General features: G+C 47.4%; 14 protein-coding genes. 6 read left to right on the top strand and 8 right to left on the bottom strand.

From position 1 onward, the window contains the following. Window positions 1-65: 65 nt before the first annotated feature. From H525_RS24990 to H525_RS29770, 3 genes are read right to left on the bottom strand one after another with little or no spacing between them, the layout of a single operon-like run. Window positions 66-1517, bottom strand: a complete 1452-nt coding sequence (locus tag H525_RS24990) for a HAMP domain-containing sensor histidine kinase (RefSeq protein WP_051331200.1) — start codon at window positions 1515-1517, stop codon at window positions 66-68. Then, entirely contained in the window at window positions 1514-2188 is a 675-nt protein-coding gene (locus tag H525_RS0120445) for a response regulator transcription factor (protein ID WP_027417723.1), read from the bottom strand. The genes H525_RS24990 and H525_RS0120445 overlap by 4 nt, the downstream gene beginning before the upstream one ends. Next, a complete protein-coding gene (locus H525_RS29770; protein ID WP_027417722.1) occupies window positions 2160-2435 on the bottom strand; it encodes a hypothetical protein in 276 nt (91 codons plus the stop codon). The genes H525_RS0120445 and H525_RS29770 overlap by 29 nt, the downstream gene beginning before the upstream one ends. A 175-nt stretch (window positions 2436-2610) precedes the next feature. Here H525_RS29770 and H525_RS24985 point away from each other — a divergent pair, with 175 nt between their 5' ends. Beyond that, the gene (locus H525_RS24985) at window positions 2611-3942 is read left to right on the top strand and encodes a hypothetical protein (RefSeq protein WP_051331199.1); all 1332 of its coding nucleotides are present in this window, start codon (window positions 2611-2613) and stop codon (window positions 3940-3942) included. A gap of 74 nt (window positions 3943-4016) precedes the next feature. Here H525_RS24985 and H525_RS0120430 read toward each other — a convergent pair whose 3' ends face one another. Next, entirely contained in the window at window positions 4017-4736 is a 720-nt protein-coding gene (locus H525_RS0120430) for an alpha/beta hydrolase (RefSeq protein WP_027417721.1), read from the bottom strand. A gap of 196 nt (window positions 4737-4932) precedes the next feature. On the opposite strand from H525_RS0120430, the gene pdhA reads away from it, so the two are divergent. From pdhA to H525_RS0120405, 5 genes are all read left to right on the top strand, one after another. After that, on the top strand, window positions 4933-5979 hold the full coding sequence (pdhA, locus tag H525_RS0120425; protein ID WP_051331198.1) for a pyruvate dehydrogenase (acetyl-transferring) E1 component subunit alpha: 1047 nt from the start codon (window positions 4933-4935) through the stop codon (window positions 5977-5979). 2 nt (window positions 5980-5981) lie between these two features. Beyond that, window positions 5982-6962, top strand: a complete 981-nt coding sequence (locus tag H525_RS0120420) for an alpha-ketoacid dehydrogenase subunit beta (protein WP_027417719.1) — start codon at window positions 5982-5984, stop codon at window positions 6960-6962. A gap of 19 nt (window positions 6963-6981) precedes the next feature. Continuing rightward, on the top strand, window positions 6982-8304 hold the full coding sequence (locus H525_RS0120415; protein ID WP_027417718.1) for a dihydrolipoamide acetyltransferase family protein: 1323 nt from the start codon (window positions 6982-6984) through the stop codon (window positions 8302-8304). Between the two features lie 3 nt (window positions 8305-8307). Next, window positions 8308-9714 (top strand): dihydrolipoyl dehydrogenase, encoded by a 1407-nt coding sequence (gene lpdA / locus H525_RS0120410; protein ID WP_027417717.1) that lies wholly within the window; start codon window positions 8308-8310, stop codon window positions 9712-9714. A gap of 269 nt (window positions 9715-9983) precedes the next feature. Beyond that, window positions 9984-10217 (top strand): transposase, encoded by a 234-nt coding sequence (locus H525_RS0120405; RefSeq protein ID WP_027417716.1) that lies wholly within the window; start codon window positions 9984-9986, stop codon window positions 10215-10217. A gap of 43 nt (window positions 10218-10260) precedes the next feature. On the opposite strand, the gene H525_RS0120400 is transcribed toward H525_RS0120405, so the two are convergent. From H525_RS0120400 to H525_RS0120385, 4 genes are all read right to left on the bottom strand, one after another. Further along, window positions 10261-10518, bottom strand: coding sequence for a CstA-like transporter-associated (seleno)protein (locus H525_RS0120400; RefSeq protein ID WP_051331197.1), 258 nt, complete (start codon window positions 10516-10518; stop codon window positions 10261-10263). A gap of 30 nt (window positions 10519-10548) precedes the next feature. Beyond that, window positions 10549-12648, bottom strand: a complete 2100-nt coding sequence (locus H525_RS0120395) for a carbon starvation CstA family protein (protein WP_027417714.1) — start codon at window positions 12646-12648, stop codon at window positions 10549-10551. 136 nt (window positions 12649-12784) lie between these two features. Next, window positions 12785-13564, bottom strand: coding sequence for a LytR/AlgR family response regulator transcription factor (locus H525_RS0120390; RefSeq protein ID WP_027417713.1), 780 nt, complete (start codon window positions 13562-13564; stop codon window positions 12785-12787). Beyond that, window positions 13561-15237 (bottom strand): sensor histidine kinase, encoded by a 1677-nt coding sequence (locus H525_RS0120385; protein ID WP_027417712.1) that lies wholly within the window; start codon window positions 15235-15237, stop codon window positions 13561-13563. The genes H525_RS0120390 and H525_RS0120385 overlap by 4 nt, the downstream gene beginning before the upstream one ends. Window positions 15238-15300: the final 63 nt, after the last annotated feature.

Below are 15300 nucleotides of genomic sequence, written 5' to 3'. Positions count from 1 at the left end.
CCCTGCAGAAAAAGGACGAGCGGCAACGCCCGCGAGTTTTTCTCATTTGAATTGATGATGATTGACTATGGATGCAGGAGATTGTCCGGCTGCTCCGGTGCAGCCGCATTTGGCTTTTCAATAGGAAAGGTTAATGTGATGGTGGTGCCTTCATTTTCCTCGCTTGTTATTTCAATTGTTCCATGAGCTCTCTCGATTAACCGTTTGGCGATGGAAAGTCCCAGCCCGTTTCCGCCCCGCTCCCGGCTTCTGTCCTTGTTGACTCTGTAGAACCGGTCAAAAATACGCGGCAGGTCTTCTGCAGGGATGCCAAGTCCAAAATCCTGAATGAGCAGATGTGCGCCCTCATCGGTTACTTTCCCTGTAACAACGACGCGTTTATCATCTTTGGAATATTTTACCGCATTGTCAAGCAGGATGATCAGAATCTGTTTTAAGTGCTCCGCGGAGACAGGAAGGGAGATGTCCTCAAGAGAAGCAAGGTGCTGTTCGAATACAAAGTCGGGATGAAGAGAGTGGAAATCGTGGCATACGCCCGAAATTACAGCCGCCGGATTTTGGGTTTGTTCGCTTTTAAATGATAAATCTTCTGTTCGGTTTAGGTGCAGCAGTTCTTCCACCAGTGAAGCCAGGCGGCGAATTTCCTCCAGGGAAGCTTCGAGAGATTCTTCCAGTACGCGCGGGTCCTTTTTCCCCCATCTCGCCAGAAGTGAGAGATGTCCTTCAATGATCGCTACCGGTGTGCGAAGTTCATGCGAGGCATCTTCCACAAACTGCTTTTGCTGGTGAAAGGACGCTTCCAGCCGGTTCATCATCTGATTAAAAATATGGCCAAGTCGTGACAGTTCATCACCGTTATCATAAAAAACAAACCGCTTGCTTAAATCTTCTTCATGAATGCGCTGCATCGTTTCCGTAATCGATTGTATCGGCATTAACAGTTGGCGCGAAAGAATGTATCCTCCCAGTCCGTTAAGAATGATGGCACTCAAGCTGGCGGCAAACAAAATTAATAGAATGTTATCCACGAGTTCGTCAGTAGGTGCCTGGTTTCGAACGATTTCAATCGTTCCCGTAAAATATGCGCTCTTTAGCGGGGCGCGAACAATAAGCAGATGGGTGTCGTCATCATTAATTACATTTTTTATTTTGTGGATTGGGCTGTATTCGGGCTTCACTACATTCAATGGCATCTGATTGGAAACTCTCACGATTGGGTTGGAATGTTCATCAACAATCCAGATAATCTGCCCTTTTTCGTTAATGTCTTTAAGAAAGCCGTGGCTGTGTCTGATGTCGGACTCGTTTAACCGGTTTCCTTTATCTGAGTAATAATCTTTGATATCATTGATGGTCTGCTCGATCTGGCTTTCTGCTTGTCCGTAAATCCAGCGGTTAATCACTATATATTGAAGGCTGTTATATAAGAAAAATAAGAGCGTAAGCAAGAAGGTAGACCAGATGGCGAGCTTCCATTTAATCGGCAGACGGAGAAAATGAGAATACAATTTCCTCATTTTCGAATCACATAGCCCATCCCGCGAACGGTTTGAATGAAGCTATCCTCGCCGGGTAAATCAAGTTTATTGCGTAAATATCGAATGTAGACATCGACCACGTTGGTCTCGACAGCACTATCATAGCCCCATACCTGATCCAGCAGCATGTCCCGTGTCATGACCCGGTTAATATTGCGGAGCAGAGTTGTGAGAAGCTCGTATTCGCGCCGGGTCAGCATCACATTCTCGCCGTTCCGTTTAACGGTCTGTGATTCCGTGTTGACCTCGATATGCTTGTACATAAGCAGAGGTGTTTCCTCGGCCTGATTTTCCACTCGGCGGAACAAGGCGCGCATCCGGGCAAGCAATTCTTCAATGGCGAAGGGTTTCGGTATATAGTCGTCTGCCCCGCTATCGAGCCCGGATACCCGGTCGAGCACACTTGTTCGCGCCGTGAGCATAATAATCGGAGTCTTCTTTACCGTGCGCACCCGGCGGCAGATTTCGATCCCGCTTAATCCGGGCAGCATTAAATCAAGCAGGATAATATCCCAGTTTTCTTTTAACGCTTTCTCTACCCCCTGGCGCCCGTCGTAACATACACTAACGTTAAACCCTTCATGTTCAAGTTCCAGTTCAATAAATCGCGCCAAATTTTTTTCATCCTCGATAACGAGTACCTTTTTCATGAATTCTCCTCCGAATGTATTTTCGCAAAAAATAAAAACCGATGGCTCCGGCAGCCGCAGCCCCAATGATTTCACATGTAGGTACAATCCGGCCGGCAATGATTGGCCATTCGCTGATAAAATGATGTGGAAAAACATTCATTATACTTAACATTATCATAAAAACAAAGGAAAAAATAACAAGTGACATTATTGTAATCAGAAAAAGGAATAGATTAGAACGTTTGGCAAGAAAGGAGTGTTTCATAAAGGTTCCCCTTTTCTACTCATGATATAAAAAAATACTAAATAAACATGAGAATACGTTAAATACCATCTCATGAAAATTTCATTTTTCTCACACTCCATCTTTAATGTTTTCCCCGTACGCTAATAACACATCATATTGAAACATTTCGGTGCAACAGCTTAGGGGGGAAACCATGAGAAAAAAATATACGGTTACTGCGCTGTTTGGTATGGTGCTCGCTCTGGGAACACTGGTTGCCGGATGTTCACCGCTTAACCATAAAGTGTCCGCTGCCGAGCAGGTTTCTATGCGGAAATTTCCTTATCCATACCGGGCCATGTTGTCTTTAACTTCAGATATTGACGGTACAACACCGGAAGAATTTGCCCAGTATCACAGATTTTTAAATACATTGGAACCCACTCCCGTCGGTAAAGGGCTGGGGTTGGATGTAGGGGACAGCTTCTGGATGTATAACGGCACGAAATACTCCCATCCTTATTTCGTAGATGATAAAAAAGATACAAACAAGGCGGTTATGACTTATTTTCAGGGAATGGATACCGCACAAAAGAAAGATGCGGCTAAAATTAAATATTACTGGAACGCCGGGTGGATCGATTCCATGCACGGATACGGAGATTTTAGCCAGCCCGATCACAGGCTGGCGTACTGCACCCGCCAGTATGCCGAGGCTGCGTGGCAGCATTTAAAGGCGGATGGAATTATGCCGGAGATCTGGATTAATCATGGAAACGAAGCGAATAAACAGAATTTTGGAGACTATAAACCGTATGGGTTTTCAAGCTACCAGGAAGGGGATAACCCCAAATCGCCTTATTATCATACCGACATTTTGCTTAAAAATGGGGTTCGGTTTGTCTGGAATTCCACTTCTGATTCGGCCTTTGGCGAGAATAATGCACTGTTTCCGATTCATTTGCGGGATGGCCGCTCAGTATGGGGATTTCACCGGTATGCTTTTGACAAAGGCAAGAAAAATCGGGCGAACTGGACATGGGGCCCGGGTGCCCTCTATATTCAGTTGACGAAAAACAGGCTGGATGAGTTGGTAGCCAAACGGCAGTACGCGATTGTCGCCCAGCACTTTGGCGGAGGGAACCGGGCGTTTCCTTTCTACGGGAAAAATGTAGCTGCACTCCGGCTGCTTGCCCGGTATAATGACGACGGAAAAATTCTCGTGGCGCGCACAAGCCGTCTGCTCCGTTACAATCTTGCGCAAAACTGCTTAAAATATCATACAAAGCAGGCTGGTGATGAAAAGCATATTATTTTGGATACAATAGATGATCCGATTTTCGGAAAGTCTCCTGTTACAATTGACGAAATTCGGGGAATAACTTTTTATGTAGGGAATTCACAAAAGGCGAAGATATTTATCGGTAATCAACCGGTTCCGGAAAATCAAATTCAGCGAAATCCTGCGGATGAGACAGGGAAGCAAAGCATTGGCATTAAATGGTTTGCCCCAAATGTGTATGACTATTCCCGGACCGCACCGTAAGTATTTTAACAAAGGGGGGGCACCTAAACGTTCGCAGATGCATCTCACCCGAATGTTTGGGCCCTCCCGTGTCTTTATTTCACCCCATAAAAATAAGCTAACGCCGCCGGCAACTGGCTCTGCCAGAATCCCCAGTCATGCCCCCCGTCCTGCTCGGTATATTCCACCTTTGCCCCCTTCTCTTCAAGCAGTTGCTTCATCTCACGGTTATACAGCAGAAAATCCGCTTTTTTTGTGCCTACTGCGACCTCTGTTTCCTTTCGCCCGACTACCATGTAGATATTCAGATGATCTAATGAGGTCTGCTGCAAAACATTTTTCATCGTATCAGGATAGAAGGCCCCGGATAATGAAAGAACATTAGGGAAAAGATCCGGCCTATCTATCGTCAGATCAAGGCTTACGGTTCCACCGAGTGAATCTCCTGCAAGGGTACGTTCCCCGGTGAGAAATTCATTCTCGACTGCGGGGAGCAGTTCTTCTATAAAAAAAGATTTGTAAGCAGCGTTGCGGGAGCGCCCGGTGCCGTATTCTTCGGTACGATTTTCGCGCGACACTGTAACAGCAGCAATAATAAAAGGGAACAGTTCCCCTTTTATGACCCGCTCATTGGCGATGGTGGCAATGCGTCCAAAGTTGAGGAACTGCTCACCATCCTGGGTATAAAGAATAGGATAGGGGCGTGTCAGGATGTGATTCGTTGGTAAATATACTTTGTAGGATCGCTTCTCGGCAAGATATTGACTGTCGATTTCGCGGCGAATAATGGTGCGTTTTCGGATATTGGCGTCCATCTGTGAAATTCCCTCCGTTTTTTTATGTATGTGCAAAAAAATTGGACATCATAATGATGAGGTGCTATACTCTTCGCGGGCAAGAAATGGCCAAACTGTACTTGTTGTGTAACAAAGGGTGTTCCATTTTAGGATTGTACTATTACAGTAGTGGAAACCTTCTCTATAATGTATATCTTATCAAAAAGGAGTTGTTATGATGTTACAAATTCTTTCTCCTGAAGGCAAGGTCGTCGATAAAAAACAAATGTCGGAGATTGCCGATGAAAAGCTGCAGGAATTAATGCGGAAAATGGTTTATACCCGTGTATGGGACCAGCGTGCGATTAGCCTAAACCGCCAGGGACGGCTCGGGTTTTATGCGCCGGTAGCCGGCCAGGAAGCAACGATGATAGGAAGCCAGAGCGCGCTCGATAAACAGGATTTTATCCTGCCAAGCTACCGTGATATTCCACAGATCGTGTGGCATGGATTGCCGCTTTATCAAGCTTTTTTATATTCAAAAGGGCATTTTCATGGCGGGCAAATCCCTGAAGATGTAAACGTACTCATGCCGCAGATTATTATTGCCGCTCAGATTACGCAGGCAATGGGTGTTGCCATGGGTTTTAAACTTAAGAATGAAAAGAGAGTCGCCATGACATACATAGGCGATGGCGGGACATCCCAGGGGGATTTCTACGAAGGGTTAAACTTTGCGGGCGTATATAAAGTACCGGCGATTTTCTTTGTACAAAACAACCAGTATGCGATCTCCACTCCGTTCACTAAACAAACAGCGGCTGAATCGATCGCAGCCAAGGCGCAGGCGGCTGGAATTAAGGGAGTTCGAATCGACGGGATGGATGTGCTGGCGGTATATCAAACCGTTCGTGAAGCGAAGCAGCGCGCGGAAGCCGGTGAAGGGCCTACTTTAATTGAAGCTATTACATTCCGCTACGGTCCGCATACGATGGCCGGTGACGACCCGACCCGCTATCGCAAACAGGAAGAAATGACGGAATGGGAGCAGAAGGACCCGCTTATTCGATTCCGTTCCTACATGGAAGAAAAAGGCCTCTGGTCTAAAGAACAGGAAGACAAAACCATCGAAGAGGCAAAAGCGGATATTGCGGAAGCTATCAAAAAAGCAGACGCTGTTCCTAAACAAAAAGTAACAGACTTAATTGAGATCATGTACGAAGAAATGCCTCCCACGCTGAAAGAGCAGTACAATGAGTACAAGCAGAAGGAGATGAAATAATCATGCCACAAATGACAATGATTCAAGCGATTACGGACGCATTACGCACAGAAATGAGAGCCGACGAAAAAGTTCTCGTCTTTGGTGAAGACGTCGGCGTTAACGGAGGGGTATTCCGTGCTACGGAAGGACTGCAAAAAGAATTCGGGGAAAATCGCGTGTTCGATACTCCACTTGCCGAATCCGCTATCGGCGGGATGGCGGTCGGTTTGGCTCTGCAGGGATTCCGCCCTGTGCCGGAAATCCAGTTCTTTGGATTCGTTTTCGAGACGATGGATGCGATTGCCTCGCAGGCTGCACGCTTGCGCTATCGTTCGGGAGGTAAATACCATGCCCCAATCACATTCCGCGCACCATTCGGAGGCGGGGTAAAAACACCAGAACTTCATGCGGACAGCCTGGAAGGCTTATTCCTGCAGACCCCAGGTTTAAAAGTCGTTATCCCTTCTAATCCATATGATGCAAAAGGTCTGCTCATCTCCGCTATCCGTGACAATGATCCGGTTATTTTCCTGGAGCATATGAAGCTGTACCGATCGTTCCGCGCCGAAGTTCCGGAAGGTTCCTATACGGTTCCGCTTGGCAAAGCGAATGTTGTGAAAGAAGGAAAGGACGTGACCATCATTACATATGGTGCTATGGTTCAAACCTCTCTGAAAGCGGCGGAACAAATTGAGAAAGACCGGGAGGTTAGCGTAGAAGTCATCGACCTTCGCACGATCAGCCCGATTGACTATGAAACAATTATCGCTTCCGTTGAGAAAACAAACCGGGCCATTGTCGTACAGGAAGCCCAGAAACAAGCCGGCGCCGCTGCCGAGATTATTGCACAGATTAATGAACGTGCCATCCTTTCCCTTGAAGCGCCGGTCCTTCGTGTAACGTCACCCGATACGGTATTTCCATTTGCCGCTGCGGAAGATGTATGGCTTCCTAATCCTGACCGCGTGATCGAAGCGCTTACTAAAGTACTAGATTTCTAATCAAGAGGAGGGTATGAGTATGGCATATCAGTTTAAGCTGCCGGATATCGGTGAAGGCATCCATGAAGGTGAAATTGTTAAATGGCACATTAAGGAGGGCGATCAGGTAGAAGAAGACCAGATTATCCTTGAAGTGCAAAACGATAAAGCTGTTGTTGAAATTCCCTCTCCCGTTAACGGGAAAGTTCTTTCCATTAAAGTAGAAGAAGGAACCGTCGCTGTCGTAGGCGATGTGCTTGTCGAGTTTGATGCAGAGGGGGCAGCAAATGAAACACCGGCTGAGGCTCCTGCTGAACCGTCTGCTCCCGCCCAGTTCCAGGCAACACCTGCACAGCAGCCGCAAGCTGAGTCAACTCCTGTTTCCCAGGCGCAGGCGCCTGTCCAGCAGAACAATCAACCTGTAGATGAAAATAAAAAAGTACTGGCGACGCCGTCTGTGCGGAAGTTTGCCCGCGAATTGGGCGTAAACATTCGGGCCGTGAACGGAACCGGCAAAAACGGCCGAATTACAAGAGAAGACGTGCAGCAATTCGCAAACGGCGGCCAGGCGGCCCCGCAGGCTCTACAGACTGGCGCTCAAGCTGCCCGGGAAACGCAAGCTGCACCTGCTGCACAGGCTGCAGTGACAACAGCTGCCGGCCTGGAAGAACGCAAGCCGCTCAAAGGCATTCGCAAAGCGATTGCTGCAGCGATGGTTAAATCCGCGTATACGGCTCCGCACGTAACGGTAATGGATGAAGTGGATGTAACGAAGCTTGTAGAAATGCGCGAGCGTTTCAAACCGATTGCGGCGAAGAAAGAAGTTAAATTAACGTATCTGCCATTCATTGTCAAAGCTGTCATCGCAGGTCTGCGTGAATTCCCGGAAATGAACGCAAGCATTGACGATGAGAAAAACGAAATCGTTTTGAAAAAATACTACAACATTGGCATTGCAACCGCCACAGACGAAGGGTTAATGGTTCCCGTTGTAAAAGAAGCCGACCGCAAACCTATCTGGAAGATCGCCAGCGATATTGCCGAACTTGCCGCGAAAGCACGCGACCGCAAAGCGAGCGCTGATGAATTAAAAGGCAGCACCTTCTCGATTACTAACATCGGGTCAGCCGGCGGAATGTTCTTTACTCCGGTTATCAATTATCCGGAAGTTGCTATTTTAGGGGTTGGACGCATTGCGAAGAAACCGGTTGTCAATGAGAACGATGAAGTTGTGGTGGCACCGGTATTGGCCCTGTCTCTCAGCTTTGACCACCGCTTGATCGATGGAGAAATGGCGCAACTGTTCATGAACTATATTAAGCAATTGCTGCAAAACCCGGAATTGCTTGTGATGGAGGTGTAAACCATGGTAGTAGGTGAATTTACCATCGAACTGGATGTTCTCGTTATTGGAGCGGGTCCGGGCGGCTATGTGGCCGCTATCCGGGCTGCACAGCTTGGGAAAAAAGTAGCCGTTGTTGATAAAGCGGAAGTGGGCGGCGTTTGTTTAAACCGCGGCTGTATCCCTTCCAAGTCTTTAATTTCCGCCGCTCACCGTTATGAAGAAGCAAAAGATGGCAGTGACATCGGGGTTAATGTACAGGGCGTCACGGTCGATATGAAAAAAGTGCAGGAATGGAAGCAGTCGGTCGTTAATAAATTAACCGGCGGTGTAGCGTCCCTTCTGAAAGGAAATAAGGTGGAAGTGATTGAAGGGGAAGCCCTCTTTGTCAATGAAAATGAAGTGCGCGTATTCCACGGGTATGAAGTAAACCGCTACCGTTTCAATCACTGCATTATTGCGACGGGTTCACGCCCGATTGAAATCCCGTCGCTTCCGTTTGGTGAACGCATTCTGTCTTCCACTGAAGCTCTTATGCTGGATCACATTCCCGAGAAACTGCTGGTTGTCGGCGGTGGATATATCGGGATTGAACTGGGGACCACGTTTGCAAAATTTGGGTCTAAGGTAACCATCCTGGAGGGTTCGCCTAACATTCTTCCAGGTTTTGAAAAAAATCTTACGGCAGCCGTTAAGAAAAAACTCAAAAATCTTGGTGTGGAAATTAAAACCGAAGCCTTTGCGTCGAAAAGTGAAGTAACCGCAAACGGTGTAAAAGTTACCGCCTCGATTAAAGGAACGGAAGAAACATTTGAAGCGGATTACTGCCTTGTGACGGTAGGTCGCCGTCCGAATACGGATAATCTCGGTTTGGAAGCCATCGAAATGAAGATGAATGAACGCGGCTTCATCGAGGTTGACAAACAATGTAAAACAAGTGTGCCGAATATTTATGCGATCGGGGATATTGTAGCAGGCCCTGCCCTAGCGCATAAAGCATCTTATGAAGGAAAAGTTGCCGCCGAAGTCATTGCCGGTCATCCGAGCCAAGTGGATTACCTGTGCATTCCGGCTGTTGTCTTCTCCGACCCAGAAATCGCGTCGGTTGGTCTGGATGAAACACAGGCAAAAGAACAGGGCTATAAGGTGAAAACAGGCCGCTTTTCGTTCGGTGCCAATGGGCGTGCGCTCAGCCTGAATCAGCCGGATGGTTTCTTAAAAATCGTAGCCAATGAAGAAGACGGCCGTGTACTTGGTGTCCAAATCGTTGGAGCAGGTGCCTCCGATTTGATTGCGGAAGCGGGTCTTGCAATCGAAATGGGCGCTACGTTAGAAGATATCGCCCTCACGATTCACGCGCATCCAACGCTTGGTGAAGTCGTAATGGAAGCTGCGGAAAATGCGCTCGGTCAGGGCATCCACTCGATGTAAGTGTAAAATCGGTATTTGAAAACCAAGGGGGCTGTCCCAAAGGGGCGTCCGATATTATCAAATCCCAAAAAGGATTCTTATCACTATAAAAAGTGGTAGGAGTCCTTTAATTTTTAAGGCTATTTTAAGGTAAAAGTGGGGCTGAAATTTTAGAACTTTTGGGTCAGCCCCGATTTTTACGCTTATTTATGTCTTTGTACAATAAAAGAATCGCTCTTTTTGTTATCATTGAGTTACCACACAACAATCAAACAAGGAGCGATTCTTTTATGAAACATGATCATATTTTCTTTATCGATTATACCATGAACCAGCTGATGCTTCCAATGGATATCAGCGAATGGATTCCGGCACATAGTGTGGCTCGTGTCGTAAATGAAAGGATCGAACGGATCCCCGACTCTCACTTCCTTTGTTATTATCCTGGCGGTGGTCGCAGTAGTTTTCACCCGAAAATGATGACCAAGATTCTTGTATACGCCTATACGCATAAATACAACTAAGGCTATAACCTGCGCCTTTGGCTTGGCTTATCCTACGCTTCCTTTAACAGCAGCGCGTTTGCTTTCCGCTCCCGTACCTGTCGTGCAGAGCCCTGGCAAAAAAGTCTTTCTTAGATAATGGGTTTTCACCGCCGGAAGAGTGAGAGGCATGCCAGTAATCCAGGTAACGTTCATAATCAGGAATCCCAAATATGAGGCGTAATCCGGAGCGGATTCGGCGAAGCAGGCTATAGCCAGCCTTTATTCTTTCCAGCTCCTCCGTAGAAACATGGACTTCATAGGAATGTGAACACTTTTCCAAAAAGATTCCCCCTTTCTTTCTCTTTTTCTTTTAAGCACTGTGGGAATGACCCCTTTCGTAATCAGCCATGTCTCCTTTGGATTCAATGTATGGAGACTCCTGCAGGGTACCCCGGTACGTTCCGCGCAGGATAGAGTTCCACAGGCGAATACAATCCAGTAAAAGCCCGATAACAATGAGCATGAAGATCGCTGTTAACACCGCATCTACCCGGTCGTTAAAAATCATCTGCCTGGCGGCTTCCACTGTCTTAGCCGGTTTTGGAAGCTGGCCTTTGGAAAGCATACCGGAAAATTTGGCAGCATGGGACAGGAAGCCAATATTTACGTTCGGGTCAAATAGTTTTTGCCATGAAGCGGCCATCGTTACGGTTGTCAACCATGCAAGCGGGACAAGGGTAACCCAGGCATATGCTTTTTTGCCCATCTTGAAAATAATCGTTGTCGCAACAGCAAGGGCGATGGCGGCGAGCATTTGATTGGCAATCCCGAACAGGGGCCATAATGTTTTAATGCCGCCAAGCGGGTCGATTACCCCGGCATAAAGAAAGTACCCCCAGCCTATACTAATGGCAGCGCTTGAGAAAATCGTTCCGGTCAGCCACGTGGTTTCTTTGAATTTTGGAATAAAATTGCCGATTAGGTCGCTGACCATAAAGCGCCCGACCCTCGTTCCGGCGTCAATTGTCGTAAGGATAAACACGGCTTCAAACAGGATGGCGAAGTGATACCAGAATGCCATGAGCGCGTGTCCGCCGACAAGCTGCGAGAGAATATGGGACATTCCAACCGCAAGAGAAGGAGCTCCTCCTGTCCGTGAGAGGATCGTGCTCTCCCCTACGTTTTTGGCAAGCTGATCAAGGTCGGTTGACGATACGGTAAAGCCCCATTCCGTAATCGCCTTCGCAGCGGAAACCGTATCGTTACCAATGGCGGCTGCGGGGCTGTTAATGGCAAAATACGTTCCCGGCGTTAAAATACAGGCGGCAATCAAAGCCATAATCGCCACAAAAGATTCCATAAGCATTCCGCCATACCCAATGACCCGGCTGTGGCTTTCTTTCGCAATCAACTTCGGCGTTGTTCCGCTGGATACAAGAGCATGAAAGCCGGAAATGGACCCGCACGCGATGGTAATAAAGAGGAACGGAAACAGATTACCTGTAAAAACCGGACCGCTGCCGTCGATAAATTTAGTTAACGCTGGTATGTGAAGGGCAGGCAGTGTTAAAACGATGCCGACTGCTAGTAAACCGATCGTTCCGATTTTTAAGAAAGAGCTCAAATAATCACGTGGAGCGAGCAGCATCCACACAGGCAAAATAGAAGCGATAAATCCGTATACGATCATCATAATCGCCAGCGTTTCCGGTTTTAATGTAAATAAAGGCGCCAATGCAGGTGATTGCGCCACACCCTGCCCGCCAATTAGAGCGGCCATCATCAGAACAAAACCGATAAGTGAAGCCTCGCCCACGTGGCCTGGACGAATATACCGCATATAAAATCCCATAAACAACGCAATTGGAATCGTCATCGCAATGGTAAATGTTCCCCACGGGCTTCCTGTAAGCGCATTCACAACAACGAGTGCGAGAACGGCTATGAGAATAATCATAATCGCCAATACACCAATTAAGGTAAGAAATCCACCTACAGGCCCGATTTCTTCTTTTGCGATTTGCCCTAAGCTTTTTCCGTTTCGGCGCATCGACGCAATAAGAATAATAAAATCCTGAACTGCCCCTGCGAGGATAACGCCGGCGACAATCCAGATCGTACCTGGCAAATACCCCATCTGCGCGGCCAGCGTCGGACCGACAAGCGGACCTGCCCCAGCGATCGCGGCGAAATGGTGTCCAAATACGATCCATTTATTTGTTGGAACAAAGTCTTTTCCGTCATTGTTGATCTCTGCCGGTGTGGCGCGCCTGTCGGTCAGTCCAAAAATTTTATGTGCGATAAAGCGGCTATAAAAACGATAAGCAACGGCATAGCTTGCAAGAGCGGCAAACAGAAGCCAGGCGGCATTGATTTCTTCCCCGCGGGCGAGAGCAAGCCACCCCCAGGCAACAGCGCCAAATATCGCGATGCCTGCCCAGATTAAAATCGACAGCATTCGATTTTTCACCTATATATCCCCCTTATTAAAATATTCTAATAATTGTATAGATTATAAATCAAGGGGGCCGATCTCTCCATACGTTGCGAATCAACTGTAGAAAGTTCTGCGTAAATGGTAAAAAACACAACATGAATGGAAACATCTAAAAACCGAGCCTTGTTTTTACCTCACGAACGAGATTTCTGCTTACAGGAAGAACTGTTTCATTTTTGTCGTTCATTTTTACCTGTACGCTACCTTTAAACCAGGGAATAAATTCGTTCACACAGTTAAGGTTGGCAATATACGTCCGGTGAATCCGAAAAAAATTAGGCGGCAGCTTTTTTTCTAATTCCTGCAGGCAAAAAGATGTGAGGTAGCTGGATGCATTTGTGTATACACGGGAGCTTCTTTCTTCTGCCGCCGCATATATAATCGTGTCGGTGTCGATAAAGGCAATGCTTGTGCCGTTGTCAACCGGCAGTCGTGCGTGTGATGATCTCGGCGCCTCTATATCTGTCAGCAGCTTTTTTAATGTGGATTCGAGAGAAGCAGCTGTTATTTTTTCTTCGTTTTTTAGCGCGGTTTGTTTGCGTATACGGTGTATTGTCCTTTCAAGCCGATCTTTGCTGAATGGTTTTAAAATATAGTCGACAGCCTCTGTTTCAAATGCCTGGATCCCGTAATTTTCATAGGCCGTAGCATAGACAATGATGGGAGGGGGAACTACCTTCCCTAAGTGAAACCCGATGTCAATACCATTTCCATCATGGAGATTAATATCAAGAAAAATAACATCCGGCTGCAGCCGGCTTGTAAGCTGAACGGTCTCTTCCCCACTATCCGCTTCACCCACAATTTGTAAATCGTCATATTGTTCAAGAAGAAAACGCAGCTCTGAACGGGCCGGTGCTTCATCATCGACAATCAATACCCGAATCATGAGGCCATCCTCCCTTCCCATGGAATAGTAATCGTACACAGTGTGCCGCTTCCCGGCTTGCTTTCAATAACAACGTTATAGGGAGTTCCATATATTGCCTGCAGTCGGCCGCGGACATTTTGTAACCCTATGCCGGAAAGCTTGTTTTGCATCGTTTTATTAAAGCCGATACCGTCATCTCTCACTTCGATGGTAAGGTTGTTTTCCTGTTTATATATTTTTATTTCAACCGTCCCCCCGCTTCGTTTGGGCAGTAAACCGTGTTTCACCGCATTTTCCACAAGCGGCTGCAAAATAAGCGAGGGCAGCGAATGGTCCCACGTCTCGGGAGAAATGTCTATTATTACGTTTAATTTGCTTCCGAATCTGGCCTGTTCTATTTCCAGATAGGCCTGTATATGCTGAATTTCCTCACGCACGGTTACCATCTGGCTGCCATTGTGCAGGTTTCGCCTGAAGAATTCCCCGAGTTTTACCGTTAATAAGCGCGCTTCTTCCGGTTTAGTACGAATGAAGGAAGAAATGGTATTGAGCGCATTAAATAAGAAGTGCGGGTTGATCTGGGCTTGAAGCGCACGGATTTCAGCGTCGGCCAAAAGGGACGCCTGTTTCTCCAGATCGGCAATCTCAAGCTGGGTAGAAAAAAGCTGAGCCAGACCCCGCGCCAGCTCCAAATCCACAACGGATACTTCACGCTGGCGTTTGAAATACAGTTTAAGGGTGCCGACACTCGTATCTTTTTTCATGAGCGGAACAATAATAGCGGAGTGAAGCGGACAGCTTTTGCTGCTGCAGCCAATTTCCTCCTTATTGCGGGCCCACAGAATTTTGTTTGTATGAAGTACCTCCTGGGTGGCTTCGGTCTGGAGATCATGCCCTTTTTGGTGGTGGTCGCTGCCCTGGCCGATATGAGCGAGGATTCGTTCTCTGTTTGTGATGGCGACCGCTGCAGCTTCGGTCATGTTGTAGATGACGAGTGCTGCCTGTTCCGCGGATGCTTCATTTAGCCCCTGCCGGAGGATAGGGAGAGTAATATCCGCGATTTGCAGGGCGCGTTGGGCCTGCATGGATCCGATCCGATCTTCTTCGGACTGAGCCGCCTGAACGATCATAATGAAAAGAGCGATACCCGTAGCATTGACCGCCATCATAGGAAATGAAATAATTTCTACAAGGTGTAAGGCACTTGAAAATGGTTTTGCCAGAGCGAGGATAATAAGCATTTGAATACCTTCGGCGATAAATCCGATGAGCCAGGCGGTTCCCCAATGCATCTCGCGTTCATGATAGCGCAGATAACACACGCCTGCCAGCAGCCCTTCAACGGTAGTGGAAACGGCACACGCGAGATCGGTAAATCCTCCAAGCATATACCGGTGCAGGCCTGCCAGTAAACCGGTAATTGTGCCAACAACCGGGCCGCCAAGCAAACCGGCCATAACCGGGCCGATGACCCGCGAGTTGGCCAATGCACCTTCAATCGGGATCGCCGCATATGTTCCATAGATTCCTATAAAAGTACATACAATAATGGTAATAAATTTATCGAAGGGTCCGTCTTTTCGGTGGAGCATTCTGCGAAAGAAACTGAAGCGGGACAGGAAGAAAGCAGCGACAACCAGCGTGGCGGTACGTTCCGTTAAAGAAAGGAACAGCGGATGTTGTGATACCATAATATTCCCCTTCCTCAACAATTTATGGTATAAAAAGTATAACATCCGCTGAAGATACGTCAA

It is taken from the genome of Aneurinibacillus terranovensis DSM 18919 (assembly GCF_000430625.1).
GTDB lineage: Bacteria > Bacillota > Bacilli > Aneurinibacillales > Aneurinibacillaceae > Aneurinibacillus_B > Aneurinibacillus_B terranovensis.
Note: the sequence above shows the minus strand (reverse complement) of the source record. Positions and strands in the feature narration are given on the sequence as shown.

Excerpts from the sequence above, each read along its gene's own strand:
- H525_RS0120445 (WP_027417723.1), bottom strand. The coding sequence starts at position 2,188 with ATGAAAAAGGTACTCGTTATCGAGGATGAAAAAAATTTGGCGCGATTT.
- lpdA (WP_027417717.1), top strand. The coding sequence starts at position 8,308 with ATGGTAGTAGGTGAATTTACCATCGAACTGGATGTTCTCGTTATTGGA.
- H525_RS0120390 (WP_027417713.1), bottom strand. The coding sequence starts at position 13,564 with ATGATTCGGGTATTGATTGTCGATGATGAAGCACCGGCCCGTTCAGAG.
- H525_RS0120415 (WP_027417718.1), top strand. The coding sequence starts at position 6,982 with ATGGCATATCAGTTTAAGCTGCCGGATATCGGTGAAGGCATCCATGAA.
- H525_RS24985 (WP_051331199.1), top strand. The coding sequence starts at position 2,611 with ATGAGAAAAAAATATACGGTTACTGCGCTGTTTGGTATGGTGCTCGCT.
- H525_RS0120430 (WP_027417721.1), bottom strand. The coding sequence starts at position 4,736 with ATGGACGCCAATATCCGAAAACGCACCATTATTCGCCGCGAAATCGAC.
- H525_RS0120385 (WP_027417712.1), bottom strand. The coding sequence starts at position 15,237 with ATGGTATCACAACATCCGCTGTTCCTTTCTTTAACGGAACGTACCGCC.
- H525_RS24990 (WP_051331200.1), bottom strand. The coding sequence starts at position 1,517 with ATGAGGAAATTGTATTCTCATTTTCTCCGTCTGCCGATTAAATGGAAG.
- H525_RS29770 (WP_027417722.1), bottom strand. The coding sequence starts at position 2,435 with ATGAAACACTCCTTTCTTGCCAAACGTTCTAATCTATTCCTTTTTCTG.
- H525_RS0120405 (WP_027417716.1), top strand. The coding sequence starts at position 9,984 with ATGAAACATGATCATATTTTCTTTATCGATTATACCATGAACCAGCTG.
- H525_RS0120420 (WP_027417719.1), top strand. The coding sequence starts at position 5,982 with ATGCCACAAATGACAATGATTCAAGCGATTACGGACGCATTACGCACA.
- pdhA (WP_051331198.1), top strand. The coding sequence starts at position 4,933 with ATGATGTTACAAATTCTTTCTCCTGAAGGCAAGGTCGTCGATAAAAAA.